Source organism: Mycobacterium sp., assembly GCF_049608025.1.
Lineage (GTDB): Bacteria > Actinomycetota > Actinomycetes > Mycobacteriales > Mycobacteriaceae > Mycobacterium.
On sequence record NZ_JBMYXC010000001.1, the window covers coordinates 38,332 to 65,044 of the forward strand.

Sequence of the window (26,713 nt, forward strand, 5' to 3'; positions counted from 1 at the left end):
CATCGCAGTTGCCGGCTGAAGCCGAGCTCTCGGCCCCGCCAGGCTCTACCCAGCGGTCACGGGCCCTTGAGCGCTAAAGAGCGCATTTGCTGACGGCTTGGCGGACCGGCCGGTAGTTTGCTGACGGCGGCTCGAGCACCCTCGCCGAGTGGGGGTGTTCTCGGCGGCTACCGGTACCGGCAGCCGGTGGCGGGCGACACGGCAAAATGTGATGTGCGACACGCCGGGCGGGTGACCGTTCGAATGCTTGCGACCTGGGAGTTTCACGAATGTTATTCAGAACATCTTGTATCTGCTCTGTTTGTCGGACACCAGGTGTAGTGTTTCGAACACCGACAGGCCACCAGGGATCGGAGGTCGGCCGGAGCCAATAGATCCGCTGCAGTCGGTTTCTCGACGCATCGGAACGTGGCCCGGGCGGCACGGAATTTTGGAGGTCTTCGGGCCGCTGAATCAGAGTGAATTGCACCAACCGAGCAGTTGCCAGCGCTAATCCCTTTCGAGTCTTTTCCGAAACTTCCGTGAAGGAGCCGCACCGCAGATGACCCAGCCAGCCGAGTCACTCGTCACCGTGTACACCAAGCCCGCATGCGTGCAGTGCACCGCCACGTATAGGGCCCTGGACAAGCTGGGCGTCGCCTACGAGACGGTCGATATCAGCCTGGACGCCGAGGCGCGCGACTACGTCATGGCGTTGGGCCACCTGCAGGCCCCGGTGGTAGTGGCCGGTGGGGATCATTGGTCGGGCTTCCGTCCCGACCGGATCAAGTCGCTCGGCGGCGCGGTCGCGGTAACGGCCTGACGACTGACTGACGGGTATCGGGCTCGACAGAGCGGACCGGGGGGCTGAAGAGGTGGAGGCTAAGAGGTGGTCACGGTGAGCAATCTCGTCTACTTCTCCAGCGTGTCCGAGAACACCCACCGTTTCGTCGAGAAGCTCGGCCTGTCCGCGATCAGGATTCCGCTGCGCGGGCGCATCGAGGTCGATGAACCCTACGTACTGGTGCTGCCCACCTATGGGGGTGGGCGGGCCACACCCGACATCAACGATGGTGGCTATGTCCCCAAGCAGGTCATCGCCTTCCTCAACAACGAACGTAACCGGTCGTTGATTCGCGGCGTCATCGCCGCGGGCAACAACAACTTCGGTATGGAATTCGCCTACGCGGGCGATGTCATCTCCCGCAAGTGCGATGTTCCGTACCTGTACCGCTTTGAACTGATGGGCACCCCCGAGGACGTCGACGCCGTCCGTGCGGGTTTGCAAGAATTCTGGAAGGAAAAGACGTGCCACCAACCGTCACAGCTGCAGAGCCTGTAGCCGCCGAAGTTCACGCGCTACCGGGGGAGACGGACTACCACGCGCTGAACGCGATGCTGAATCTGTACGACGCCGACGGCAAGATTCAGTTCGACAGGGACCGGGAGGCTGCCAATCAGTACTTCCTGCAGCACGTCAACCAGAACACGGTGTTCTTTCACAATCAGGACGAGAAGCTCGACTACCTCGTTCAGAAGAACTACTACGAGCGCGAGGTGCTCGACCAATATTCGCGCAACTTCGTCAAGACGCTCCTGGATCGTGCGTACGCCAAGAAGTTCCGGTTCCCGACGTTCCTGGGCGCGTTCAAGTACTACACCAGCTACACACTGAAGACATTCGACGGCAAGCGCTATCTCGAGCGTTTCGAGGACCGGGTCGTCATGGTGGCACTGACGCTGGCCTCCGGTGACACGGGACTGGCCGAGAAGCTGGTCGACGAGATCATCGACGGCCGGTTCCAGCCGGCCACCCCGACGTTCCTGAACTCAGGTAAGAAGCAGCGCGGCGAGCCGGTTAGTTGTTTCTTGCTTCGCATCGAGGACAACATGGAGTCCATCGGGCGCTCGATCAACTCGGCACTGCAGCTGTCCAAACGCGGTGGCGGAGTCGCATTGTTGCTGAGCAATATTCGTGAGCACGGTGCGCCGATCAAGAACATCGAGAACCAGAGTTCGGGAGTCATCCCGATCATGAAGCTGCTGGAGGACTCGTTCTCCTATGCCAACCAGCTCGGGGCTCGCCAAGGTGCCGGTGCGGTGTATCTGCACGCGCATCACCCGGACATCTACCGATTCCTGGACACCAAGCGGGAGAATGCCGACGAGAAGATCCGAATCAAGACGCTGAGCCTGGGCGTGGTGATCCCGGACATCACCTTCGAGCTGGCCAAGAAGAACGAGGACATGTACCTGTTCTCGCCATACGACGTCGAGCGCGTCTATGGTGTTCCCTTCGCTGACATCTCGGTCACCGAGAAGTACTACGCGATGGTCGACGATGCGCGGATCCGCAAGACGAAGATCAAGGCGCGGGAGTTCTTCCAGACGCTCGCCGAGTTGCAATTCGAGTCGGGCTACCCGTACATCATGTACGAGGACACGGTGAATCGGGCCAACCCTATCGAGGGCAAGATCACCCATTCCAACTTGTGCTCGGAAATCCTGCAGGTGTCCACCCCGTCGGTGTTCAACGACGATCTGTCCTATGCCAAGGTGGGCAAGGACATCTCGTGCAACCTCGGCTCGCTGAACATCGCCAAGGCGATGGATTCGCCGGACTTCGCGCAGACCATCGAGGTGGCTATCCGTGCGCTGACCGCGGTGTCGGATCAGACCCACATCACGTCGGTGCCATCGATCGAGCAGGGCAACAACGATTCCCACGCAATCGGCCTGGGGCAGATGAACCTGCACGGCTATCTGGCGCGGGAGCGGATTCACTACGGGTCCGAAGAGGGCGTGGACTTCACCAACATGTACTTCTACACGGTGCTGTACCACGCACTGCGGGCGAGTAACCGCATCGCGATCGAACGGGGCAGAGCTTTCGCCGGCTTCGAGCGTTCGAAGTACAAGTCGGGCGAGTTCTTCGACAAGTACACCGACCGGGCGTGGGAACCCAAGACGGAGACTGTGCGAACCCTCTTCTCCGATGCGGGCATTCGCATTCCGACACAAGAGGATTGGGTCCGGTTGAAGGAGTCGGTGCAGACGCACGGCATCTACAACCAGAATCTGCAGGCCGTTCCGCCGACGGGGTCGATCAGCTACATCAACCACTCGACCAGTTCGATCCATCCGGTGGCTTCCAAGATTGAGATCCGCAAGGAAGGCAAGATCGGGCGCGCCTACTATCCGGCGCCCTATCTGACCAACGACAACCTCGAGTACTACCAGGATGCCTACGAGATCGGTTACGAGAAGATCATCGACACCTATGCCGCGGCGAGCCAGCACGTGGACCAGGGGCTGAGTCTCACGCTGTTCTTCAAGGACACCGCCACCACGCGCGACGTGAACAAGGCGCAGATCTACGCCTGGCGACAAGGCATCAAGACGCTGTACTACATCCGGCTGCGCCAGATGGCCCTGGAGGGAACTGAAGTCGAGGGTTGCGTGTCCTGCATGCTCTAGGGGTGTTCGAGCTAACTCGCAGACCAGGGGGAAGCTCCCGTGGTCTGCGGTTTGGTCCTAGGGGGCAGGGAGCGCCGCATCGGAAGTTCACGCCGCCAGCCAGTCGGTGAGCACGCGGCAGGCGAGGTTGAGATTGCCCATCTGACAATGCTGGTCGCCGTGCTCCTCCTTCGTGAACGTGCGTCCCGTTGGAGTTCTGGCGGCGGTAAGGGCGGCGGCTTGTGCCTGGGTGAGAACCGGGGGCTGAAACGTATCGTGCTGCCCGCTCATCAGCAGCACGTCCTGGGTAACACGTTCACTGCCAACATGTTCAGCGTTCATGCCGAGCAACCAGTCCACGGCATCCATGGGGTCTTCGCGGTCGATGTTGTAGAGGGCCTGGTCGATGCGCTGCCAGATCGCGAAGATCTCTTCGATCAACGAGTCAAAGCCGCCGTGCACCAGCACCGTACCGCGCCGCGCCCCGGCGGCCGGGTGCACATACGTTGTTTTCGTACGGCACGTCCTGCCTGGCGATGGGCGTGTCGGCGAAGCCAGCGTCGAACAACTGCCGATACCGCTGATAGCAGACCAGTTTCTGCGGCGAACGATGCGGCGTGAAGAACTCTGCCAGCCTTAGGTAGCTTGTAGCGTTCTTCAGCCGGCCCTCACCCTCAGCTCGCCGCGACAGGGCCTCGAATTCATCCACGCAATCGCTGCGAGTCCGGATCGCTCCCGCGACTTCGGTGAGTTCATCGCGGTCGGCGAACCCCAACGCATGTGTGCGGTTCAGTTGATAGTTGACGAATGGCTGCCGGTGAAACCGCTCGAATCCCACTGGCAAGATCGCCACGCCGTCGGCAGGCACGACTATCTAGGCTAGCAGTCAAGTCTGGGCAGTTGGACCTGAAGAACCTCGGCGGTCTGGACCGCGGAATCGGCTCGGGGCCGGGCGCAAGGCCGTGCGGAAGGTAGTGAGCACTTGGGTGAGAAATACTCGGGGCCAGTATGTTTCGTGCGAGGAGCCGCCAAGCGCCGCTGGGCCGGGCACACTTCACGTTGTACGCAACCATTCATCGGCAAAGGAGACTCAAGCCGTGGAAGCGACCCCACTGGAACCAGACAGCGAGCTCGCTACCGCTCGCACCATGCCGATCGCCGCGCTGGGGTGGGGCGCTCTGACCGGATGGGCAGCCTGGAAAGGTCGACAAGACGGCTGGGAGCCGCTGTGGCTCTACCCGGCGCTGCTGGCCGCCATGGGTGCCGGGTTGCTTCTGTTGGTGGTTGTCGCCGTCCGGGGCTTGCGCGAGTACCGCGCGCTGAGGTTCGCGACTGTGCAGCTGGACCGGCCTTTCTTGACGATCGGTGAGCCGGCAGCGCTGAGCGCCCAGACTGGGGCCAACCCCGGGGCCCCGCTACACGTCGACGTGCATCTCGAAGGCCGCGAATACACCCGCGACTACCAGGCCAAGAACGTGGCTTCGGGCTCCGGCGGTGGATTGAAGATCAAGGACCGGCTGGTGTACCGCGAATGCCTGGGTGACGCAGCGGCCGCCGAAGGGGCCCGGCTGGATCACTTGAGCATCGTCGTGCCCAGCGACATTCACCCGTCGGTTGCCGAGAAACCGCACGGTATCGATTGGGCACTGCGAATCAGGATCAAGTCGGGGACGGCACCCAGCTGGGACGCGCAGTACCCCGTGCGAATCCGCGGCCGCAACGGGTCCGGGGTGTCGCTGGATTCCAAACGTCAGGAGTTCCAGTTCCCCAAGATTAGCGGTGACCCACTGCCCGAGCTGTGATCACGTGATCTCCCTCGTCCGTAGGTGACGGGCATAGGCGGCGAGCACCTCGTCGCCGATTGGTTCGCGCTGGGCGTGTAGCAGCAGCGACTTGTGCGTGTGGGGGTGCTCGAGAAGCACACCGTGGACCTGTTGGCCGGCCATCAGCTCGTTTCCCCGCGAGACGTAGGCGCACCGACGGGTGACACCGGTGAACGCCGACAACGGTTCCCGCCACGTCCGCACCGGACCGTAGCGGCCGTCGCACACAACGACATGATCGCGATGCCACGTCGCCGACCACGACATGGTGGCCCGGAGCCACGCCACCCACGCCGCGATGCCGGCGAGCCCAGCCAGTGCTGCGCCGATCAACGCCAGCGACCACAGCTGCTCGGCGACCGCGACTGCGACGAACAGACCCAGCACGACCGCGACGGTGACTCCCAGAAGCTTCTGGGAGCTGTCGATCCCGCGTGGCTGCAGGATGGATTGGTTGTGCGGGCGGTCGCCGAGATCGGTGTGCAGCGGCGCGGCCAGTGCGATCGGATCCTGAACCAGCCGACGCTTGACCGGCCACCACTGCGGTGGGCTCGGGTCGTCGCCGGGATGGGACATCGCTTCACGCTAGGTCACGATCCGTGGATTGAGGCGATGTTGTGGCTTCTGGGCGGCGAAGCGCTGTCGGACTCGAACGTCGGCGTCGTGCCCGCGCGCTCAAGAACAGATGGCTCAAGAACAGATGGACAGTGGGACAACAGGAACGGACGGAGAGTGGAGAGTGGCCGACGCCGCGTTGCGTAACGCCGTGGCGAGGATCCCGCCTCAAAATCGCCGTGGCGTTACGGTCCTGACTCGGGATGATCTGGCGTTACGGTCCTGACTCGGGATGATCTGGCGTTACGGTCCTGACTCGGGATGATCTGGCGTTACGGTCCTGACTCGGAATGATCTAATTGTGGCTGTGCTGGGGGCCCTGTTCCTTCTTGTACAGCGCCTTGAGCATCCGGTCGCGGACAAAGGCATTGTCGATGACCTTGATGCCGGCGTTCGCCACGGCGGGGATTCCCGCAAGCTTGTGGAAGTAACGGCCCCGCTTGTACTCGCGCCCCCACGCGGCCTCCATGCGCTGCGCGTAGTTGGTGAAATCGTCGGGACCACCGTTGGTGAGCGCCGCAATCGCGCATTCCCCTGCAGCCAAACCGGATTCGAGCGCCTTGGAGATCCCGGCGCCTGACGCTGGCTTGCCCGCGCCCAGCGAATCGCCGGTGAACAGCACACCCGGACGCCATGGTGGCCATGCCGTGAAACCCATCGGCAGTCGCCAGGCCCGCACACTCTTGTTCCTCTTGAGTTCCTCGATGGGCGGCAGGTCCCAGTCGCGCGGAAGTGTCTTCAGGAAGTCGCCGAGGAACTTGGTGGCGTTGATCGACTGCCAGTTCTTGAAGCTGTTCACATAGCCCAGGCCGATGTTGAACACACCGTTGCCCATCGGGAACACCCAGCCGTAACCGGGTAATTGGTCACCCTCGAACTCTAGCTTCAAATAGATGTCGAGACTGTCGGAGTCGGGGCGATTGGCGGGCATCTCCGAGCGGATAGCGATCGCCGAATACCCGTTGTATTCCGAATCGATTTTCAGCGCCCGCTTGATGGGTGAGTAGGCGCCGTCAGCAGCGATGACCGCGTCGCCGTAGACCTTCTCGCCGCCCTTGAGCACCACGCCGATCACTTTGCCGCTGGCATCGAATTCCGGCCCGGACACCTCAGCGCCCTGGCGTACCTCGGCACCGGCGGACTCGGCGTGCTTGAGCAGCAGCGTGTCCAGGTGGGTACGGCTGACGGTGTGGCCGTGATCGGGCATACCCGGACGCTTCGGGAACGACAGTTCCCACCGGCTCGGACTGAACACCGTCACCCGATTGACTCGGTGGAAGGTGGCGACCTCGTCGGCCAGGCCCATCTTTTGCAGGTAGCTGACCGCCCGGGCGGTCAGTCCGTCCCCACAGGGCTTGTCGCGGGGAAACTGCGCTTTGTCCAGGACGACGACATTGGCGCCGGTCTGCGCTGCCTGCCATGCGGCGGCCGAACCCGAAGGCCCGCCACCGGCGATGACCAGGTCGTATCGCTGCGTCATGAATCTCGTCTCGTCGATCGGCTGTCGCAGGCGATAGTACCTAAGCTTCAGCGAGCCACCGCGCCAGCTTCAAGGAGCCCCCGCGCCGGCAAGAATTCCCCGATGGTTTGGTGAGCGATGCTCTGGCCAGGTCAGCGGCGTCAGGCCGGGTACAGTGATCAGGTGCGACGAGGGTCGAGGACACGCGAGGGCGACGAGCCGGGTGTCAAAGTGGACGCCCGCAGTGAGCGCTGGCGCGAGCACCGCAAGAAGGTGCGCTCCGAGATCGTCGACGCTGCTTTCCGTGCCATCGACCGGCTGGGGCCGCAGGTGTCGCTGCGCGAGATCGCCGAGGAGGCCGGGACCGCCAAGCCGAAGATCTACCGGCATTTCACTGACAAGTCAGACCTCTTCCAGTCGATCGGCCAGCGGATGAGGGACATGCTGTGGGCGGCGATTTTCCCGTCGATCGACATCTCGAAAGATCCGGCGCGCGCGATCATCCACCGCGCCGTGGAGCAGTACGTGCGGCTCGTCGACGAACATCCCAATGTGATGCGATTCCTGATGCAGGGCCGGTTTGCCGAGCAGACCGAGTCGACCATGCGGGCGTTGAGCGAAGGTCGCGAGATCACCCTGGCGATGGCCGACATGTTCAGCAACGAACTGCGCGAGATGGAACTGGACAGTGCGGCCTTCGAACTGGCCGGATTCGCGGCTTTCGGGGCAGCGACCTCCGCCACGGACTGGTGGCTGGGCGCCCGGGAGGAAAGCGCGCGACGGCTGCCGTCAGAGAAGTTCATCGAGTACCTCACCACGATCATGCTGGGTTCCATCAACGGCACCTGTGAGGTGCTCGGCATCCGCATCGACCCGGACGTGCCGTTGCACGAAGGCGTTCAGCGCCGCGAGCAGGTCGCCTGAGGCAAGGGCCCCGCCGTCGGCATATCCGGTACCAGCGTTCCCAGGTACAGTCGTTTTCATGACCGTCGTTGAAAACCCCGAGAACATCTCGGCCGACCACACCCAGGTGCGTACCCGCGCATTGATCATCGGCTCCGGGTTCTCCGGGCTCGGGATGGCCATCGAACTGCAACGCAAGGGCGTCGACTTCGAGATTCTGGAAAAGGCCGAGGAAATCGGGGGTACCTGGCGCGACAACACCTACCCTGGCTGCGCCTGCGACATCCCGTCGCACATGTACTCGTTCTCGTTCGAACCGAAGGCCGACTGGACCCACATGTGGTCCTTCCAGCCGGAGATCCAGAACTACCTGCTGGGCGTCACCGACAAATACGGGCTGCGTCGCTACATCCATTTCGGCGCGCACGTCGACCGTGCACAGTGGGACGAAGATGAGCTGCTCTGGCATGTATTCACTACGGACGGACGCGAGTTCGTTGCGCAGTTCCTCATCTCAGGGGCCGGCGGTCTGCACATCCCGCTGATCCCGGAGTTCGAAGGTTTGGACGACTACCTCGCCGCGGGTCACGTGGCGTTCCACTCCGCAGAGTGGGATCACACTGCCGATCTCGCGGGCAAGCGGGTCGCGGTGATCGGGACCGGTGCCAGCGCCATCCAGATCGTGCCTGAAATCGTCAAGGACGTCGCGTCGCTGCAGCTCTATCAGCGCACCCCGGCATGGGTGATGCCCAGGCCGAACAATCCGATCCCTGAAGGCATGCGACGGGTCTTCGCCAACGTGCCGGGCACCCGCGCTGCCACCCGCGCGGCCATCTACTGGTTGCACGAATCGGTGGGCTTTGCGATGACCAGGCAGCCGAGGCTGCTCAAGATCGGCGAACTGCTCGGCAAGTGGAACATCCGGCGGTCGATCAAGGACCGGGCGCTGCGCCGCAAGCTGACCCCGGACTATCGGGCCGGCTGCAAGCGAATCCTCAACTCCGACAGCTACTATCGCGGCATCGCTGACCCCAAAGCCGAAGTGATCACCGACCGTATCGTGCGGTTGAGCTCGGAGGGGATCGTTACCGCCGGCGCCGATGGGCAGGAAACCGTCCGCGAAGTGGACGTCGTGGTGTTCGCGACCGGTTTCCACGTCACCGACTCCTACACCTACGTCGATATCAAGGGTCCAGGCGGCGAAGACCTCGTCGATCGATGGAACAAAGAAGGCATCGCGGCACTGCGTGGTATCACGGTTGCCGGCATGCCCAACCTGTTTTTCCTGCTCGGCCCGAATACCGCGCTGGGGCACAACTCGGTGGTGTTCATGATCGAGTCGCAGATCCGCTACGCCGCCCAGGCCATCGTCGCGGTCGATCAGGCCGGCGCCGGCGCCATCGCACCGACTCGGGCGGCGCAGGATCGATACAACAACGACCTGCAGGACGCGCTGGCCGGCACGGTCTGGAGCACCGGCGGCTGCCAAAGCTGGTACCTGGACGAACACGGGGTGAACCGCACCCTGTGGAGTGGGATGACGTGGCAGTACTGGTTGTCCACCCGCCGGTTCAAAGCCTCCGAGTACACGTTCATGGGGCGACGGCGCGACACGCCAACACAAGATGTTGCGGCGTCACACGTTCTGAGCCCCAACAGGTTGTAGTGTCGGAAGCGGCTGGCGGAATGGGCTCAAGCCTCCCGAAAGCCAGGCGAGCGCAACTCGAACATTGGCGAAATGGGGTCTTGGTGTCCGAAGGATTGAAGCTGATCGACCGAGTTGCTGCGATCAACTGGAACCGCCTGCACGATGAAAAGGACGCTGAGGTCTGGGAGCGGCTGACGGGCAACTTCTGGTTGCCCGAGAAGGTGCCGGTGTCCAACGACATCCCATCCTGGGGAACACTCAACGCCCACGAGAAGCAGCTCACGATGCGGGTGTTCACCGGCTTGACCCTGCTCGACACCATTCAGGGCACCGTCGGCGCGGTCAGCCTCATCCCCGATGCGCTGACCCCGCACGAGGAAGCCGTTTACACCAACATCGCGTTCATGGAGTCCGTGCACGCCAAGAGCTACAGCAATATCTTTTCCACGCTGTGCTCGACGAGCGAGATCGACGAGGCCTTCCGCTGGTCGGAGGAGAATCCGAACCTGCAGCGCAAAGCCGAGATCGTCATGCACTACTACAAGGGCGACGACCCGTTGAAGCGCAAGGTGGCCTCCACGCTGTTGGAGAGCTTCCTGTTCTACTCCGGCTTCTATCTGCCGATGTACTGGAGCAGCCGCGCCAAGCTCACCAACACCGCCGACATGATCCGGCTGATCATCCGCGACGAGGCCGTGCACGGCTACTACATCGGCTACAAGTTCCAGAAGGGTCTGGCGCTCGAGGACGAGGCGCGCAAGGCCGAACTCAAGGACTACACCTATGAGCTGCTCTTCGAGCTCTACGACAACGAGGTCGAGTACACCCAGGATCTCTACGACGAGGTTGGTCTGACCGAGGACGTGAAAAAGTTCCTGCGGTACAACGCGAACAAGGCGTTGATGAACTTGGGATACGAGGCGCTGTTCCCGCGCGATGAGACCGATGTCAACCCGGCGATCCTGTCTGCGCTAAGCCCCAATGCCGACGAGAATCACGACTTCTTCTCCGGTTCGGGTTCCAGCTACGTCATCGGCAAGGCCGTCAACACCGAAGACGAGGACTGGAACTTCTAAAGCGCGTTCCAGCAAGCCCCTGCCGGTCCGTCTGACCGCCCCGCGCCCAACTTTTCCCGGTTTTGCGAGGGTCAACACTGGACACCAGTCCCTCAAACCTACGGTTGACCTTTGAGACCCGAAGTGAGGAGACGACGATGCCGGTCACGGTGATTCTTGAACTCAGGATTAAGCCGGATTCTCTGGCTGCGGCACGCGAGGTGATGGGCCGAGCGCTTCAAGATACCCGGAAGTTCGACGGCAACCTGCGCACCGATGTCCTCGTAGATGAGGACGACGAGGGGCACTGGCTCATTTACGAACTCTGGGACAGCGTCGAACGTGACGAGGCCTACCGTGCCTTTCGGGCCGGTGAAGGCCGACTTCTTGAGTTGCCTCCGTTGCTCGCAGCTCCTCCTGTCAAGACGCGCTACACCACTACCGACATCTAAAGCGTGTTCCCACCGACCCGGCCCGATGAAGCACTGGCCGGGTTCCCGGAGCACAAAGAGAGGCGTTGCCCGTCAACTCAGCGCAGTGGGCAGTTTGTCTCCGCGGGCCTCGTCGCCTTCATGGCGGTTGTGGGTGGTGGTGATCAGCCGCAGGTCGCGGGATACCAGTGGGGTTGACCCCTGATGGTGGACACCTGACTGGTGGGACTGCTGGTCCTGCGGGAAGGTTGAACCTTATTTCCGCCTAGCGGAGTAGCGGATGCGGGCATATCAACCTTCGGCGCGCCGGCCGTTCTGACGGCTGCGTGGCCGATGCCGGTCGGTAGCAGTGCGGGGAAAGAGATCTACGGTTTCGTCCTCGGTGCGAATAACTCGACGTGTGACCGCTTGTGCGGGGGCACCGGCTCGCAGGAAGCGCCGCCGCGTCCGTCGGCGCGGAAGTCTCTCGGCCGTTCACCCCGGGTCTGGAGTGTCCGTAACCTCTGCTGCTTCGGCCCCGGCTTTCTCGGCGGCTTGGGTGAACCGTGCCAGCGCGGCGCGGGCCTCGGCCTTCAACTCGTCGGGCGTCTTCCCTTCGCCGGAGATCAGGAAAACGGGCCGCTTCGTCACAATGCTTCCGATTCGGTTCGGGTTCCAGCTACGTCATCGGCAAGGCCGTCACCACCGAAGACGAGGACTGGAACTTCTAAAGCGGGGTGGCGGCTACCGCAGTGACTGGGTGTCGATGACGAACCGGTAGCGCACGTCGCTGGATAACACCCGCTCGTAGGCGTCGTTGACGTACTCCGGCGCGATCACCTCAATCTCGGGCGTCACGCCGCGATCAGCGCAGAAGTCCAGCATTTCCTGCGTCTGGGCGATGCCCCCGATCAGCGATCCTGCGATGCTGCGACGTCCGAATATCAATGCCGCCGGGGGCACCACCATCGGATGCTCGGGCATGCCGAGTTGGACAAGGGTGCCGTCGACCTTGAGTAGTCCCAGGTAGTCGGCGAGGTTGAGGTTGGCCGAGACGGTGTTGAGGATCAGATCGAAGCTAGCCGTCAGCTCCTTGAAGGTCTCGGGGTCGCTGGTCGCACGATAGTCGCGCGCACCGAGCCGCAGGCCGTCCTCCATCTTCTTCAGCGATTGGCTGAGCACGGTCACGTCGGCGCCCATCGCCACCGCCAGCTTCACCGCCACATGCCCGAGTCCCCCGAGGCCGACCACCGCGACCCGCTTTCCGGGTCCCGCGCCCCAGTGCCGCAACGGCGAGTAGGTGGTGATGCCGGCGCACAACAGTGGAGCCGCCTTGTCCAGCGTCAGGGCGTCGGGGATGGTCAGCACATAGTTCTCGTCCACGACGATCGCGCCGCTGTAGCCACCCTGCGTGGGCTGCCCATCGCGCCCGACGGCGTTGTAGGTGGCGATCATGCCGGGGCTGTCGCAGTACTGCTCCTCCCCGGCCCGGCACTGCCCGCATTCGCGGCACGAGTCCACGAAGCAGCCCACTCCGACCCGGTCGCCGACGGCGACCCTTACTACCTCGGATCCGATCTCGGTGACGATGCCGGTGATCTCGTGGCCGGGCACCAGCGGGTAATTGACGGCGCCCCACTCACCGCGAACGGTGTGGATGTCGGAACCGCAGATTCCGGCGAAGTGGATGTCAAAGGCCACGTCGTGGGGACCGACATCGCGGCGGTCGATCGTCGTCCTGGTCAGCGGATCCACCGCAGAAGGGGCTGCATAGGCCGAAACCGTGCTGGTCATCGCGTCCTCATTCCTGCTGGCGGCTGTGCGCGCCGGATGCGGCTGTGCGCGCCGAATGACGGTCAGTTTATCGGGGCGTTGACCAGACGCAGATCGGCCAGGATGCCGCGGGCCGCGACGATGCCTTCGCCGCTCTGCCAGACCGCATTGTTCACCGCGAACACCCGGTTGTCGCGATTGGCGGACAACCGTTTCCATGCCGCGCTGTCCATCACCTCGGGAGCGCGGTCTCTGGCTTCTGCCGTGGCGAAGGAAAGGTAGACGATGTCGCCATCGGCCATCGAGAAGTCCGGTGCGTTACCCAAATCGGCTTTGGAGATACCTATCTCGACGTAGGGCTTGTCGGTGAACCGTTGAGCCGCGGGACGGTCCACTCCGGCATCGGCGAGAACGCCGGCCGGAAAGTTGTCGGCGCCGAAGACCCGCATCGTGGTGTCGGTGAACTGCACCACCGACGCCTGAAAATGGGTGGTGTCGTTGTCGATGCCGGTCTTTTCGGCCGCTCGATCGAAGCCCTCGATCAGCGCATTGGCCGCCTCGAGACGACCGGTGGCCGCGCCCACGGTCCGCAGGCTGTCCCGCCACGCCGCGCCGGGTGGTCCGCTGAACACGGTCGGTGCGATCTCGGACAACGCCGGGAAGACCGTGGGGGTCAGAGCCACCGAGCCAAGTATCAGGTCCGGCTTCGCGGCCGCGACGGCGTCGATGTCGGGGTCGCTCCGACTTCCGGCGCCGGGCAGCTCGTGGATCACAGTGCCCAGGTAAGACGGTTGAACATCGGACCCGTCGGGCAGTGCCGCGGCCACGATCCGTGATTGCAGTCCGAGTGCGCACAGCGCGTCCAATTGGTCACCGGCGAGCGCGACGATCCGCTGTGGGTCGGCGGCCACCCGGGTCGTCTCCGGCAGGGGCGGCGTCACGGCATGCCCGGTCGCGTTGCCGACCTCGCGGTTCGGGGGGCCCTCATCGAGTGCGGCAGGCTCGGGCGCGCAGGATTCGTCGGGTCTGCGGTTGTTGCCGAGCACGCCCGCACCGGCTATCTGCGTGGTGCTCGTGATGAGCGAGCCGTCACCGGTGGACGAGACAGGTTCGTCCCCGGCGGATCCGCAGCCGCTGAGCAGTGACACGCCGAGGAGGGCGGCCAGGGCGGCCAGGCCCGATGTGCGGCAGACCGCGCGGTGAGTCTGCACTCGCTGGAACAGCACGTCGCAGACGGTAACACCCGCGCAGTTCGCCGCTGGTCAGTCGACGTCGCGACCCAGATTCGGTGCCGATGTGGATCTGATTACGACAGTTTGTAGGACCACCCCGACTTTAGGCGGGTTCGGGAGTTAGGATTCATGGAGAACCGTCGGCAAGTCGACAGTTCAGCTGTGTTCGGAGAGCCCGGTACGTGCCCGGGTTTGCGGAGAACGTTGGAGGACTGTTGGTAGCCGAAGCGCCCCCAATCGGAGAACTCGAGGCCCGCCGTCCTTTCCCGGAGCGGCTCGGTCCCAAGGGCAACCTGATCTACAAGCTCTTGACCACCACCGATCACAAGCTGATCGGCATCATGTACGTCGTCGTCTGCTTTGCATTCTTCCTCGTCGGCGGCCTGATGGCGCTGTTCATCAGGACCGAGCTGGCCATGCCTGGTCTGCAGTTCCTGTCCAACGAGCAGTACAACCAGCTGTTCACCATGCACGGCACGGCAATGCTGCTGTTCTATGCGACCCCGATTGTGTTCGGCTTCGCCAACCTGGTGCTGCCCTTGCAGATCGGCGCCCCCGACGTCGCGTTCCCCCGGCTGAACGCGTTGTCGTTCTGGCTGTTCCTGTTCGGCGCGTTGATCGCGCTCGGCGGCTTCATCACCCCGGGCGGCGCTGCAGACTTCGGCTGGACGGCGTACTCGCCGCTGACCGACGCGATTCACTCGCCCGGCGCCGGTGGTGACCTCTGGATTTTGGGCCTCGGCATCGGTGGCCTGGGCACCATCCTCGGCGGCGTCAACATGGTCACCACCGTGGTGTGCATGCGCGCGCCCGGCATGACGATGTTCCGGATGCCGATCTTCACCTGGAACATTCTGGTGACGTCAATCCTGGTGCTGCTTATCTTCCCGATTCTGACCGCGGCGCTGTTCGGCCTGGCCGCCGACCGGCATATTGGGGCGCACATCTATGACCCGGCCAACGGCGGTGTGCTGCTGTGGCAGCATCTGTTCTGGTTCTTCGGCCACCCGGAGGTCTACGTCATCGCGCTGCCGTTCTTCGGCATCGTCAGCGAGATCTTCCCGGTGTTCAGCCGAAAACCGATCTTCGGCTACACCACGCTGATCTACGCCACGTTGGGTATCGCGGCGCTGTCGGTGGCGGTGTGGGCGCACCACATGTACGCCACCGGAGCCGTTCTGCTGCCGTTCTTCTCGTTTATGACGTTCCTTATCGCCGTTCCGACCGGCATCAAGTTCTTCAACTGGATAGGCACGATGTGGAAGGGCCAGTTGACGTTCGAGACGCCGATGTTGTTCTCCGTCGGGTTCATCGCGACGTTCCTGCTCGGCGGGTTGTCGGGTGTGCTGCTGGCCAGCCCGCCGCTGGACTTCCACGTGACGGAAAGCTACTTCGTCGTCGCGCACTTCCACTACGTGCTGTTCGGCACGATCGTGTTCGCCACCTACGCGGGCATCTACTTCTGGTTCCCGAAGATGACCGGCCGTCTGCTCGATGAACGCTTGGGCAAGCTGCACTTCTGGCTGACTTTCATCGGCTTCCACGTCACCTTCCTGGTGCAGCACTGGCTCGGCGACGAAGGCATGCCTCGCCGCTACGCGGACTACCTTCCCAGCGACGGCTTCACCACGCTGAACATCGTCTCGACGATCGGGGCGTTCATTCTGGGCGTGTCGACGCTGCCGTTCCTGTGGAACGTTTTCAAGAGTTGGCGCTATGGCGAGGTCGTCACCGTCGATGATCCGTGGGGTTACGGCAATTCGCTGGAGTGGGCCACGAGCTGCCCTCCGCCACGGCACAACTTCACCGAGCTGCCGAGGATCCGGTCGGAGCGTCCAGCCTTCGAGCTGCACTATCCCCATATGGTCGAACGGATGCGTTCCGAGGCGCACGTCGGCCGTGCCCATGGGCATGAAGACGGCGATCTGGCCCGGCTCGATGGCGGAAGCGTCCGCAGCTGACGGTGCGGTTGGGCGGTACCCGGGGGTGAGCGCATCAGATCGTCGCTGCTGATTACGGTCACCGGCCGTGATCAGCCAGGTGTCACCTCGGCCCTGTTCGAAGTGCTGTCCCGCAACCGGGTGGATCTTCTCAACGTCGAGCAGGTGGTCATCCGCGGTCGGTTGACATTGGGCGTGCTCGTTGCCGGCCCGGCCGAGGTCGCGGGTGGAGCGAAACTTCGCGCGGAGGTCGAGTCGGCCATCCACGGGGTGGGACTCGATGTGAGCATCGAGGGTACTGACGGTATTCCGGTGATGCGGCAGCCCTCGACGCACACCATCGTGGTGCTCGGCCGCCCGATCACCGCCGAAGCCTTCGGCGTGGTGGCCCGGGAAGCGGCCACCTTGGGGGTGAACATCGACGTCATCCGGGGGGTTTCGGATTATCCAGTGACGGGCCTGGAACTGCGCGTGTCGGTGCCGCCGGGCACATGCGACCAGTTGCAAACGGTGCTGGCCCGGGTGGCCGTCGAGGAAAGCGTCGACATCGCGATCGAGGATTACAGTCTGTCGCGACGCGCCAAACGGCTGATCGTCTTCGACGTCGACTCCACGCTGATTCAGGGAGAGGTCATCGAGATGCTGGCCGCGCACGCTGGCGCGCAGGCCGCGGTGGCCGAGGTCACCGCGGCGGCCATGCGTGGCGAGATCGACTTCGCTGAGTCGCTACACCGGCGGGTCGCCACACTCGAAGGTCTGCCCTCTAAGGTGCTCGACGAGGTGGCCGAGCAGATCGAACTCACCCCGGGAGCCCGTACCACCCTGCGCACATTGCGCCGGTTGGGTTATCACTGCGGCATCGTGTCCGGCGGATTCCGGCAGGTTATCGAGCCTCTGGCGCACGACCTGATGATGGATTTCGTGGCTGCCAACGAATTGGAGATCGTCGACGGAAAGCTGACCGGCAGGGTCATCGGCAATGTTGTCGACCGGCCGGGAAAAGCCAAGGCTTTGCGCGATTTCGCAGAACAAGCCGGGGTGCCGATGGAGCAGACCGTGGCGGTCGGGGACGGCGCCAACGACATCGACATGCTCTCGGCAGCGGGTCTCGGGGTGGCGTTCAACGCCAAGCCTGCGCTGCGCGAGGTGGCCGACGCATCGTTGAGCTACCCCTACCTCGACACGGTGCTGTTCATCCTGGGCGTCACCCGGGGCGAGATCGAGGCGGCCGACGCCATCGACGGCATGGTGCGACGGGTTGACATACGCGACTAATCGGCGATTTCGGAGTAGTTGGTCACGGTGAGCGTGACGAACTGCACCGAAACCACCTGACTACGATGGGCGGGTGCGAGTGGACAGGTCCGACGAAGAGGTAGAAGCCGCCGATCCCGACCTGCTGATCGACTTCGCGAAGATCACCCTGCAGCGCGGGGGCCGGACCTTGGTCGGGCCCGTCACCTGGTCGGTGGAACTTGATGAGCGGTGGGTCGTCATTGGGCCCAACGGCGCGGGTAAGACGTCACTGCTGCGCATCGCGGCGGCAATGGAACATCCGTCCTCGGGCACCGCCTACGTGCTTGGAGAGCAGCTGGGCCGGGTGGACATGGCCGAACTGCGGGCGCGGGTCGGGCTGAGCAGTTCGGCGCTTTCGCAGCGGGTGCCCGACGACGAGGTGGTGCGGGACCTGGTCGTGTCGGCGGGCTATGCCGTGCTCGGCCGGTGGCGCGAGCGCTACGACGAGATGGACTACAACCAAGCACTCGACATGCTGGAAAGCGTGGGGGCCGAGCACCTCGCCGAGCGGGTCTACGGCACTCTGTCCGAAGGTGAACGCAAGCGGGTGCTGATCGCGCGGTCGCTGATGACCGACCCGGAACTGCTGCTGCTCGACGAGCCCGCTGCCGGACTCGATCTGGGCGGCCGGGAAGAACTCGTCGCGCGGCTCGGTGATCTGGCGGCCGATCCGGATTCCCCGGCGATGGTGCTGGTCACCCACCACGTCGAGGAGATCCCGCCGGGGTTCTCGCACTGCCTGATTCTCTCGGAGGGCAACGTGCTGGATTCTGGTCTGCTGACCGACGTGCTGACCGGGGAAAACCTGTCCAAGGCATTCGGACAGTCGATCGCGCTGGAGGTCACCGACGGGCGCTACTTCGCCCGGCGCACTCGCAGTCGCGCTGCGCACAGAAGACGGAAATGACCGAGTCGACATAGGAGACGGAAATGACAGAGTCGACGCCGCCGCCCTTGCCTCCGCGACCGGCCGCGACCGTGATGTTGATCCGTGACAAGGCACACGGACAGACGGCACACGAAGACCAGGCACATGAAGCTCAGGCACATGAAGACCAGGCACATGAAGACCAGCCACATGAAGACCAGCCACATGAAGACCAGAGCCTCGAAGTTTTCCTGATGCGCCGTCACTCGGCCATGGAGTTCGTGGCCGGTGTAATGGTGTTCCCCGGCGGAGGCGTCGACGACCGGGACCGCAACGCCGACGTCGCCTGGCACGGGCCGGACCGGCAGTGGTGGGCCGGCCGGCTCGGCGTGGAGGCTGAACTCGCCGAGGCGTTGGTGTGCGCGGCGGCCCGGGAGACGTTCGAAGAGTCAGGGGTGCTGTTCGCCGGCGCCGCCGACGACTCGGACCTGCTTGTTGATGATGCCTCGGTGTACGGCGACGAGCGCGCGGCCCTGGCGAACAACACACTGTCGTTCGGAGAGTTCCTGCGCTCGGAGAAGCTGATGCTGCGCGCAGACCTGTTGCGTCCCTGGGCCAACTGGGTGACGCCGAAAGAAGAGCGCACCCGCCGCTACGACACATTCTTCTTCGTTGGGGCACTCCCGCTGGGGCAGCGCGCCGACGGCGACAACACCGAAACCGACAAGGCCGACTGGGTGACCCCGCAGGTCGGGCTCGATGATTTCGCCGAGGGCCGTAGCTTCCTGCTACCGCCGACGTGGACCCAACTCGACTCGCTCAACGGTCACACGGTGTCCGAGGTGCTGACCGTGGAGCGCAAGATCTCCAAAGTCGAGCCGCACCTCGCCACCGATGAACGGGGAAACTGGGAGATCGAGTTCTTCAACAGCGAGCGCTACAACGAGGTGCGAAACCGGCGCGCCCCGCGCGGCTACACCGACGGGGCGCCGCCCGCGTGAGTGAGTTCGTCAGCGTCGTTTTCGGCGAGGAGGTCCTTACCGAGGGAGCCGCTCTAGCCGAGGGCGCCGAGCGGGTTCAGATCGCCACACTGCTCCTGTCGCGACCGCCCACCAACGCATTGACCCGCCAGGTCTGCCGGGAAATCATCGAGGCTGCCGCGCACCTGGCCACCCGTGACGATATTTGCGCGGTCGTCGTGTTCGGCGGCCACGAGATTTTCTCGGTCGGCGAGGACATGCCCGAGCGGCAGACGCTGAACGCAGCTGAGGCCAGGGAGGCTGAGCGGGTCTGTCAGCGTGCGGTCGACGCGCTCGCAGCGCTGGGAAAGCCGACGGTCGCCGCAATCACCGGATACGCGCTGGGCGCGGGCCAGACGCTGGCGTTGGCGGCGGACTGGCGGGTCAGCGGAGACAACGTGAAATTCGGCGCGACAGAGATCCTGGCGGGTTTGGCACCCGCCGGTGGCGGCGCGACCCGGCTGGCCGCCGCGGTGGGCGACAGCAAGGCCAAAGACCTGGTGTTCAGCGGACGCTTCGTCGATGCGCGCGAAGCGCTCGAGCTGGGGCTGATCGACGAAATGGTGGCGCCGGACGCGGTGTACGACGCGGCGGTCGCCTGGGCGAGTCGTTTCCTGAACTCTGCACCGGCGGTCCTGGCGGCGGCAAAAGCCGCGTTTGGACCCGATGAGGCTCTCGGCCGAAGAGCGGATGCCAGCGGACGTTAGGCTGCCCTGCATGACGAGTTCTGATGTCAGCGACCCGGCGCCGCAGCCGCATGCGACCCAGGAGCAGGTCGACGCTGCCAGGCACGACACCAAGCTTGCCCAGGTGCTCTACCACGACTGGGAAGCCGAGAGCTACGACGAGAAGTGGTCGATCTCCTACGACCAGCGGTGCGTCGACTATGCCCGGGGCCGCTTCGACGCGGCGGTGCCCGAGCCGGTGCAGCGGGAGCTGCCCTACGACCGGGCGCTGGAACTGGGCTGTGGCACCGGGTTCTTCCTGCTCAACCTGGTCCAGGCAGGGGTGGCGCGGCGCGGGTCGGTGACCGACCTTTCCCCGGGCATGGTCAAGGTGGCTACCCGCAACGGTCTGTCTCTGGGCCTCGACATCGACGGCCGCGTCGCCGACGCCGAGGGCATCCCGTATGAGGACAACACCTTCGATCTGGTCGTCGGGCACGCAGTGCTGCACCATATTCCCGACGTGGAGTTGTCGCTGCGCGAGGTGCTGCGGGTGCTCAAGCCTGGCGGACGGTTCGTCTTTGCCGGCGAACCGACCGCAGTCGGCAATCGGTACGCCCGCACACTGGCCGATTTGACCTGGAAGACAACCGTGCGGGCGATGAAGCTTCCCGGGCTGGGTTCCTGGCGCCGGCCGCAGGAGGAGCTCGACGAGAACTCCCGGGCCGCTGCGCTGGAGTGGATCGTCGACCTGCACACGTTCGATCCGGCCGAGCTGGAGAAAATGGCGACCGACGCCGGAGCGGTTCAGGTGCAGACCGCCAGTGAAGAGTTCAGCGCGGCGATGCTGGGCTGGCCGATACGGACGTTCGAATCGACGGTACCGCCGGGCAAGCTGGGTTGGGGCTGGGCGAAGTTCGCATTCGGTAGTTGGACGACATTGTCCTGGGTGGATGCCAACCTCTGGCGTCGTGTGGTCCCCAAGGGCTGGTTTTACAACGTCATGGTCACCGGGGTTAAACCGTCCTAGCTTTCGGCCTCGACGATGTGCGGTATCTCTGCAGCGATGCGGGGCAGCGGGCGTGCGATGAGGTCGCCCGGTATCGCCTGACCGGACCGACTCTGGTCGCTGATATCGGCGCAGCACGAACGCGTTTCGCCGAACGGGCTGCCGTGGTCGTGGAGACCGTGATGCTGCGTCGCAAAGCGGCCGGGAAGTTCGCCGACGCCGCTGATGTCTCGGAATGGTTGTTCACCGATGAGGCGCTGCAGCAGGCAACCGCCGGGCCGGTCGCCCAGCACCGAGCCCAGCGACTCGCCGGTGCCACCGTCCACGACGCGACGTGCTCAATCGGCACCGAGTTGGCGGCGCTGCGGAATTCGGCCGACCTAGTCCTCGGCAGTGATATCGATCCGGTGCGATTGGCGATGGCCGGCCACAACCTGGGGCTGGGCGGCGCCCCGGTCACGCTCTGCCGCGCGGATGCGCTGCGACCCGTCACCGCCGATGCGGTCGTCGTCGTCGACCCCGCGCGGCGGAGTGGCTCCAGGCGGCGGTTCGATCCTCGCGCCTACGTGCCTCCGTTAGACCGGCTGCTGGAGGTCTTGCAGCGTCGCGACTATGTCATCAAGTGCGCTCCCGGGGTGGATTTCGAGGTACTGCGGCAGCTGGGATTCGAGGGTGAGGTAGAGGTGACGTCGCTGGCCGGCAGTGTCCGCGAAGCCTGCCTGTGGTCGCGTGGCCTCGCCGATACCAGCGTGCATCGGCGGGCCACCATGCTCGACACCGCCGAACAGATCACCGACGCGGATCCTGACAATTGCCGGGTAGGGCCGGCCGGCCGCTGGATCGTGGACCCTGACGGCGCTGTGGTCCGCGCCGGGCTGGTACGCCACTATGGGACCCGGCACGATCTATGGCAACTCGATCGTGACATCGCCTACCTGTCCGGCGACCGACTGCCCGACGGAGTGCGCGGTTTCGAGGTCCTGGAGCAGGTGCCGTTCAGCGAACGAAACCTGCGTCAGGCGCTTTCGGCGCGCGCCGTGGGAGCGGTGGAAATCCTGGTCCGTGGGGTCGATCTGGACCCCGATGCGCTGCGGGCGCGGCTTCGCTTGCGTGGTTCGACGCAGTTGACTGTGGTCATCGCCCGCTTGGGTTCCGGTGCGGCCAGCAGGGCAACAGCATTCGTATGCCGTCCGTCAAGGTGATCGGGCAAGTACCCTGACAACAACCGCGCTGTGCTCCGATCGGCGCCGATCTGACGGAAGGCCCTCGATGCGCATTCTCGCCGCTGCTGTTCTAGCTGCCGGTGTCGTGGCGGGCTGGGCGGTCGCACCGGCGGCTGCGGCCCAGTCCGCCTGTTCAGACCTGGGCGGCACGGTCGATGCCGAACAGATCTGTCATGTGCGCGCGGAGAATCCCACCTACCGGTTGAGCTACGCGTTCCCGGCCGACTATCCCGACCAGCAGGCTCTGACGGCATATCTGACGCAAACGCGCGACGGCTTCGTCAATGTCTCGGACGGGCCGGGGGCCTGGAACTTGCCCTACGTCCTCGACGGCAGGGGGACGGCGTACCGGTCCGGTCCAGATGACGGCGGTACCCGCAGCATGGTGTTCGAGGTCTACGAAAACGTCGGCGGCGCGCATCCCCAGACCTGGTACAAGGCCTTCAATTGGGATGTCGCGACGGGCGCTCCGATCAGCTTCGACAGCCTCTTCAAGCCCGACACCACGCCCCTGGACGTGATCTTTCCGATCGTGCATGCCGATCTGTCCAGGCAAATCGGCGTCAATGCCATGATCTCGCCGGCGGACGGCCTGAATCCAGCCAAATACCAGGAGTTCGCGATTACCGACGATGCGGTGATCTTCTTCTTCGGTCAGGGCCAGATGCTGGGCGGCGCCGGGGGAGCGCTGCAGGCGACAGTGCCACGCAGCGCGATCGCGCCCCTGCTCGCGCAATCCGACTGAAGCGTGTCCAACGACTGCCTGCGGTCGAGTCGGGTGTAGCGGCAGGGCCGGGCCACCAGCATCCGCCGAACGGTTGGAGCTGACCAGCGCCGGTCGTATGTTCGACGCGCTTCAGGCCGGTGCAAATCCGTAGACTTGGCCGTCGCTGGTGGCAGTGACCGCGCGCCGGTCGTGCCCGATGGACACACCGACCGGCCATCCCGTGGCTCCGGGCAGGCGGTAGCTGTTGACGGTATGACCGTCGCCGAGGTCGAAGATCACCAGGTTCATTCCGGCTGGGGCTTCTTCGCCGTCTGGGTTCTCCGGGGTTTCGACCACCGTGTAGCCGACTCCGGCGAGGCTTGAGCTGGACAGCGGTGCGGTGTCGTCGCGATTCCATACCTCTTCGCCCTGCTCGCCGGTATCGCGGATCGCCAGCAGCCGGGCTCCTGGCCCGCCGCCGGCGACGATCAAACCGTCGGGGGTGACCGACGGCGGGGTCTGCGCCAGGTAATTCAGCGGCACCGACCATTTTTCGGTGCCATCGTTGCTGTTGAGCGCCCACAGTTTCTCGTCGCGGCCGTTGACGTACACCGTCGCACCGTCGGCGGACAGTACCGGGCTGGCCAGGGGGCCGCCGCCGACGGCGTTGCTGGTCCACTCGCGGATGAGCAACGGGGTGTGCCCTGGCCGATACCGCAGACCGACGACCACGGCGTTTTCGGCACCCGGTTCCCACAGCGTCAGCACGACGATGTTGGTCGCGCCGGAGAAGGCGGGGGCCGCCGCGACAGGGCATTCCGGGCGGGCCGAAGCGCAGTCGTCGAGTCCGCGTTGGGAGTCGGTGGGGTCGAGGCCGGCGACCAGATCCATCGAGGTGCCGGTGACGGTGCCCCGGTGGGCGTCGAACACGAGTACCTGACCCAGGTGTGTGACCACCAGCAGGCTGCCGGGCGACAGAATGCGTGTCGTCATCGGCATCCCGATCACCGGGCGGCGCCACTGGATCCACTGGGTGGGCGGAAACGACAGCACTGTGCCGGGCTGACCGATGTAGAGGTTGCCGAAGTCATCGAACAGCGGGCTGGCCATGCCGCCGCCCTGGACCATCCTGGTGCACCAGCGCTGCCGCGCGTAATTGTCGGTCTCCCAGACCATCAGTGAGCAGCCCCCGGCAGTCTGGCCGTTGACGGCCAACTCGTTGTCGGAGCTGAGGGCCACCTGCGCTGCGAGGTCGCCCTTGACCGAGCGCGTCCATTCCAGCCGCAGCGTGTCGGCTGCGTTGACCGGTGAATAGCTGCTGTTCCCGCCGTCGGCGTACTGAGCCGCCCAACTTTGCGCCGCGCGGGCTTCCACCCAGGAATCGGTGTTGCCGCAACCGGTAAGGGTGCCGGTGACCAGCGCTGTTGCGGTCAACGCGATGATTCGCCGGAGCACGGGATCCTCTCTGAATGTCGCAGCGGTCGACTGCGGGCGGATGTTGTTCGAGCCCACGTGAGGGTAACCGGTTGTCGCCGGAGGGCAGGAGCGTAGCGACCCGGGAATGTCGCCGGAGGGCAGGAGCGTAGCGACCCGGGAATGTCGCCGGAGGGCAGGAGCGTAGCGACCCGGGAAGGTTAGCGCCGCGCTCGCGTAGGCTTTCGGCCCATGACGACGATGTGGGGCGCGCCGCTGCACAAACGTTGGCGGGGCTCGCGCCTGCGGGACCCACGTCAAGCCAGCTTCCTCACCCTGGCATCGCTGAAGTGGGTGCTGGCCAATCGGGCGTACTCGCCGTGGTACCTGGTCCGTTATTGGCGGCTGCTGAAGTTCAAGCTGGCCAACCCGCACATCATCACCAGGGGCATGGTGTTCATCGGCAAGGGCGTGGAGATGCAGGCGACTCCCGAGTTGTCCCAGATGGAGATCGGTCGCTGGGTGCACATCGGTGACAAGAACACCATCCGCTGCCACGAAGGCTCGCTGCGCATCGGCGACAAGGTCGTGCTCGGCCGCGACAACGTCATCAACACCTACCTTGACATTGAGTTGGGCGATTCGGTGCTGATGGCCGACTGGTGCTACGTGTGCGATTTCGACCACCGGATGGACAGCATCGAACTGCCGATCAAAGATCAGGGCATCCTCAAGAGTCCAGTGCTGATCGGGCCCGACACCTGGATCGCCACCAAGGTAACGGTGTTGCGGGGGACCAGCGTCGGGCGTGGTTGCGTACTGGGATCCCACGCGGTGGTCAAAGGCGAGATACCGGACTTCTCGATCGCCGTCGGTGCGCCCGCCAAGGTGATCAAGAATCGAAAGGCGTCGTGGGAGACATCGGCGGAACAGCGGGCGGAGTTGGCCGCGGCGCTGGCGGACATCGAGCGAAAGAAGGCGTCTCGCTGAGGTTCACCTCTCCGGAAGTGGGCGTTCGACGATAGGCCGTCGCGGGTGCGGTCGGCGCTCGGCGCGTTTGGCGGCCAGATACACCTGCGAGGTCTCGGCTGCCACCATCTGCCAGGCGAAGTCCGACGTGAGCCGCTCACGCGCCGCCTCCGCGCGCTGCTGCGCGGCGGCCGGCCCGCCGAGAACCACACCGACCGCGTCGGCCAGTGCGGCCACGTCGTTGGGCGGGAAGGACAACCCGGTTTCGCCGTCGATCACGGCTTCGCCGAGGCCACCCGCGGTGGAGGTAACCAGCGGTGCCCCGGCCGCGGCGGCTTCGAGCGCAACGATGCCGAACGGCTCGTAGTGTGACGGCAGCACCGCTGCATCGGCGCGGTGCAGTAATGACAGAAGTTGCGAATGATCGACGAGGCCAACAAAATTCGTCGCTTTCAAGACTCGGTGCTTGCGGGCCTGTTCTTTGAGGAATTGAAGTTGGGTGCCCTCGCCGGCGACCGTCAACGTCGTGCCGGGATAGGCGCGGCGGATGCGGGGCAGCGCGGCGATCGCGTCGTGCACACCCTTCTCGTACTCCAGGCGGCCGAAGTACAGCAACTCGGCAGGTCCGCGATGTCGACGACGTGCCGCGAACGGCCAACCTTCGGTGTCGATCCCGTTTCGGATGATCGAGATGTCGGCGAGATCTGGGCCGAAAAGGGTGCTGATCTCGTCCCGCATCGATGCCGAACACGTGATCAGCGAGTCCGACTCGCGGACCAGCCACGACTCCAGTGCGTGGACCTGTCGGCTCACTGCGCCCGACACCCAGCCCGAATGCCGCCCGGCTTCGGTGGCGTGAATAGTGGATACCATTGGTACGTCGAAGGACTGGGCCAACGCGACGGCCGGATGAGCGACCAGCCAGTCGTGCGCGTGCACCACGTCGGGCCGCCAGTCGGCCAGGCCGAGGCCGGCGCGAACCATCGCGTGCCCCATGGCGAGCGTCCAGGCCATCATGTCGGCGCCGAAGCTGAACTCGTGCGGGTCCTCGGCGGCGGAAATCACTCGAACCCCCTCGGTGAACTCGTCGGTGGTCGGGTGGGTGTACGGGTCGGTGGCCGTCGGTCTGCGGCAGAGCACCACGACATCGTGGCCCGCCAGGGCGAGTTCGGTGGCCAGGTGGTGCACGTGCAGGCCCAGTCCGCCGATCACCACCGGCGGGTACTCCCAGGACAGCAGCAGGATTTTCATC

Annotated in this window: 26 protein-coding genes; 17 read left to right on the plus strand and 9 right to left on the minus strand. The window is 64.6% G+C overall.

Annotated features, from left to right (window positions below; translation table 11 throughout):
• The first annotated feature begins 541 nt into the window (after positions 1–541).
• From nrdH to nrdE, 3 genes are all read left to right on the plus strand, one after another.
• The gene (gene nrdH / locus ACPGXI_RS00175) at positions 542–802 is read left to right on the plus strand and encodes a glutaredoxin-like protein NrdH (RefSeq protein WP_526648582.1); all 261 of its coding nucleotides are present in this window, start codon (positions 542–544) and stop codon (positions 800–802) included.
• 75 nt (positions 803–877) lie between these two features.
• Positions 878–1,321 (plus strand): class Ib ribonucleoside-diphosphate reductase assembly flavoprotein NrdI, encoded by a 444-nt coding sequence (gene nrdI / locus ACPGXI_RS00180; RefSeq protein WP_526648584.1) that lies wholly within the window; start codon positions 878–880, stop codon positions 1,319–1,321.
• The gene (gene nrdE, locus ACPGXI_RS00185; RefSeq protein ID WP_526648586.1) at positions 1,288–3,456 is read left to right on the plus strand and encodes a class 1b ribonucleoside-diphosphate reductase subunit alpha; all 2,169 of its coding nucleotides are present in this window, start codon (positions 1,288–1,290) and stop codon (positions 3,454–3,456) included. Before nrdI ends, nrdE begins: the two co-directional genes overlap by 34 nt.
• Positions 3,457–3,543: 87 nt before the next feature.
• Here the strand turns inward: nrdE and ACPGXI_RS00190 are convergent, their stop codons facing one another.
• Both ACPGXI_RS00190 and ACPGXI_RS00195 read right to left on the minus strand, forming a co-directional pair.
• Positions 3,544–3,876, minus strand: coding sequence for a hypothetical protein (locus ACPGXI_RS00190; RefSeq protein ID WP_526648588.1), 333 nt, complete (start codon positions 3,874–3,876; stop codon positions 3,544–3,546).
• A 4-nt stretch (positions 3,877–3,880) separates the two neighbouring features.
• Positions 3,881–4,303, minus strand: a complete 423-nt coding sequence (locus ACPGXI_RS00195) for a hypothetical protein (RefSeq protein WP_526648590.1) — start codon at positions 4,301–4,303, stop codon at positions 3,881–3,883.
• Between the two features lie 229 nt (positions 4,304–4,532).
• On the opposite strand from ACPGXI_RS00195, the gene ACPGXI_RS00200 reads away from it, so the two are divergent.
• Positions 4,533–5,237 (plus strand): hypothetical protein, encoded by a 705-nt coding sequence (locus tag ACPGXI_RS00200; protein WP_526648592.1) that lies wholly within the window; start codon positions 4,533–4,535, stop codon positions 5,235–5,237.
• Here ACPGXI_RS00200 and ACPGXI_RS00205 read toward each other — a convergent pair whose 3' ends face one another.
• On the minus strand, positions 5,238–5,834 hold the full coding sequence (locus tag ACPGXI_RS00205; protein ID WP_526648594.1) for a hypothetical protein: 597 nt from the start codon (positions 5,832–5,834) through the stop codon (positions 5,238–5,240).
• A gap of 334 nt (positions 5,835–6,168) precedes the next feature.
• A complete protein-coding gene (locus tag ACPGXI_RS00210) occupies positions 6,169–7,353 on the minus strand; it encodes a geranylgeranyl reductase family protein (protein WP_526648596.1) in 1,185 nt (394 codons plus the stop codon).
• A 162-nt stretch (positions 7,354–7,515) separates the two neighbouring features.
• On the opposite strand from ACPGXI_RS00210, the gene ACPGXI_RS00215 reads away from it, so the two are divergent.
• From ACPGXI_RS00215 to ACPGXI_RS00230, 4 genes are all read left to right on the plus strand, one after another.
• Positions 7,516–8,256, plus strand: coding sequence for a TetR/AcrR family transcriptional regulator (locus tag ACPGXI_RS00215; RefSeq protein WP_526648598.1), 741 nt, complete (start codon positions 7,516–7,518; stop codon positions 8,254–8,256).
• Between the two features lie 58 nt (positions 8,257–8,314).
• Positions 8,315–9,901, plus strand: a complete 1,587-nt coding sequence (locus tag ACPGXI_RS00220; RefSeq protein ID WP_526648600.1) for a flavin-containing monooxygenase — start codon at positions 8,315–8,317, stop codon at positions 9,899–9,901.
• A gap of 95 nt (positions 9,902–9,996) precedes the next feature.
• Positions 9,997–10,959, plus strand: coding sequence for a class 1b ribonucleoside-diphosphate reductase subunit beta (gene nrdF / locus ACPGXI_RS00225; RefSeq protein WP_526648804.1), 963 nt, complete (start codon positions 9,997–9,999; stop codon positions 10,957–10,959).
• A 137-nt stretch (positions 10,960–11,096) separates the two neighbouring features.
• A complete protein-coding gene (locus tag ACPGXI_RS00230; protein WP_526648602.1) occupies positions 11,097–11,390 on the plus strand; it encodes a putative quinol monooxygenase in 294 nt (97 codons plus the stop codon).
• Positions 11,391–11,843: 453 nt separating this feature from the next.
• Here ACPGXI_RS00230 and ACPGXI_RS00235 read toward each other — a convergent pair whose 3' ends face one another.
• The 3 genes from ACPGXI_RS00235 to ACPGXI_RS00245 all read right to left on the minus strand — a co-directional run bounded on the left by ACPGXI_RS00235 (position 11,844) and on the right by ACPGXI_RS00245 (position 14,347).
• On the minus strand, positions 11,844–11,999 hold the full coding sequence (locus tag ACPGXI_RS00235) for a hypothetical protein (RefSeq protein WP_526648830.1): 156 nt from the start codon (positions 11,997–11,999) through the stop codon (positions 11,844–11,846).
• A gap of 93 nt (positions 12,000–12,092) precedes the next feature.
• Complete coding sequence (locus ACPGXI_RS00240) at positions 12,093–13,142, minus strand: NAD(P)-dependent alcohol dehydrogenase (RefSeq protein ID WP_526648603.1); 1,050 nt, start codon at positions 13,140–13,142, stop codon at positions 12,093–12,095.
• A 62-nt stretch (positions 13,143–13,204) separates the two neighbouring features.
• On the minus strand, positions 13,205–14,347 hold the full coding sequence (locus tag ACPGXI_RS00245; RefSeq protein WP_526648605.1) for an iron-siderophore ABC transporter substrate-binding protein: 1,143 nt from the start codon (positions 14,345–14,347) through the stop codon (positions 13,205–13,207).
• Between the two features lie 221 nt (positions 14,348–14,568).
• Here ACPGXI_RS00245 and ctaD point away from each other — a divergent pair, with 221 nt between their 5' ends.
• The 8 genes from ctaD to ACPGXI_RS00285 all read left to right on the plus strand — a co-directional run bounded on the left by ctaD (position 14,569) and on the right by ACPGXI_RS00285 (position 23,118).
• Positions 14,569–16,314, plus strand: a complete 1,746-nt coding sequence (gene ctaD / locus ACPGXI_RS00250) for an aa3-type cytochrome oxidase subunit I (protein ID WP_526648806.1) — start codon at positions 14,569–14,571, stop codon at positions 16,312–16,314.
• Positions 16,315–16,347: 33 nt separating this feature from the next.
• A complete protein-coding gene (serB, locus tag ACPGXI_RS00255; protein ID WP_526648808.1) occupies positions 16,348–17,568 on the plus strand; it encodes a phosphoserine phosphatase SerB in 1,221 nt (406 codons plus the stop codon).
• A 73-nt stretch (positions 17,569–17,641) separates the two neighbouring features.
• Positions 17,642–18,496, plus strand: a complete 855-nt coding sequence (locus tag ACPGXI_RS00260; RefSeq protein WP_526648607.1) for an ABC transporter ATP-binding protein — start codon at positions 17,642–17,644, stop codon at positions 18,494–18,496.
• A 23-nt stretch (positions 18,497–18,519) separates the two neighbouring features.
• Positions 18,520–19,458 carry an NUDIX hydrolase gene (locus tag ACPGXI_RS00265; RefSeq protein WP_526648609.1) on the plus strand — a complete coding sequence of 313 codons (939 nt, stop codon included), beginning with the start codon at positions 18,520–18,522 and terminating at the stop codon, positions 19,456–19,458.
• The gene (locus tag ACPGXI_RS00270) at positions 19,455–20,183 is read left to right on the plus strand and encodes an enoyl-CoA hydratase (RefSeq protein ID WP_526648611.1); all 729 of its coding nucleotides are present in this window, start codon (positions 19,455–19,457) and stop codon (positions 20,181–20,183) included. The genes ACPGXI_RS00265 and ACPGXI_RS00270 overlap by 4 nt, the downstream gene beginning before the upstream one ends.
• Before the next feature lie 10 nt (positions 20,184–20,193).
• Positions 20,194–21,171, plus strand: a complete 978-nt coding sequence (locus ACPGXI_RS00275) for a class I SAM-dependent methyltransferase (protein WP_526648613.1) — start codon at positions 20,194–20,196, stop codon at positions 21,169–21,171.
• Between the two features lie 17 nt (positions 21,172–21,188).
• A complete protein-coding gene (locus ACPGXI_RS00280) occupies positions 21,189–22,352 on the plus strand; it encodes a THUMP-like domain-containing protein (RefSeq protein ID WP_526648615.1) in 1,164 nt (387 codons plus the stop codon).
• Positions 22,353–22,419: 67 nt separating this feature from the next.
• Positions 22,420–23,118 (plus strand): esterase, encoded by a 699-nt coding sequence (locus ACPGXI_RS00285; protein WP_526648617.1) that lies wholly within the window; start codon positions 22,420–22,422, stop codon positions 23,116–23,118.
• Positions 23,119–23,229: 111 nt separating this feature from the next.
• On the opposite strand, the gene ACPGXI_RS00290 is transcribed toward ACPGXI_RS00285, so the two are convergent.
• Positions 23,230–24,534, minus strand: a complete 1,305-nt coding sequence (locus ACPGXI_RS00290; RefSeq protein WP_526648619.1) for a BamB-related PQQ repeat family beta-propellar protein — start codon at positions 24,532–24,534, stop codon at positions 23,230–23,232.
• A 210-nt stretch (positions 24,535–24,744) separates the two neighbouring features.
• On the opposite strand from ACPGXI_RS00290, the gene ACPGXI_RS00295 reads away from it, so the two are divergent.
• On the plus strand, positions 24,745–25,482 hold the full coding sequence (locus tag ACPGXI_RS00295) for an acyltransferase (protein WP_526648621.1): 738 nt from the start codon (positions 24,745–24,747) through the stop codon (positions 25,480–25,482).
• Between the two features lie 3 nt (positions 25,483–25,485).
• Here ACPGXI_RS00295 and ACPGXI_RS00300 read toward each other — a convergent pair whose 3' ends face one another.
• Entirely contained in the window at positions 25,486–26,712 is a 1,227-nt protein-coding gene (locus tag ACPGXI_RS00300) for a glycosyltransferase family 4 protein (protein ID WP_526648623.1), read from the minus strand.
• Position 26,713 lies beyond the last annotated feature (1 nt).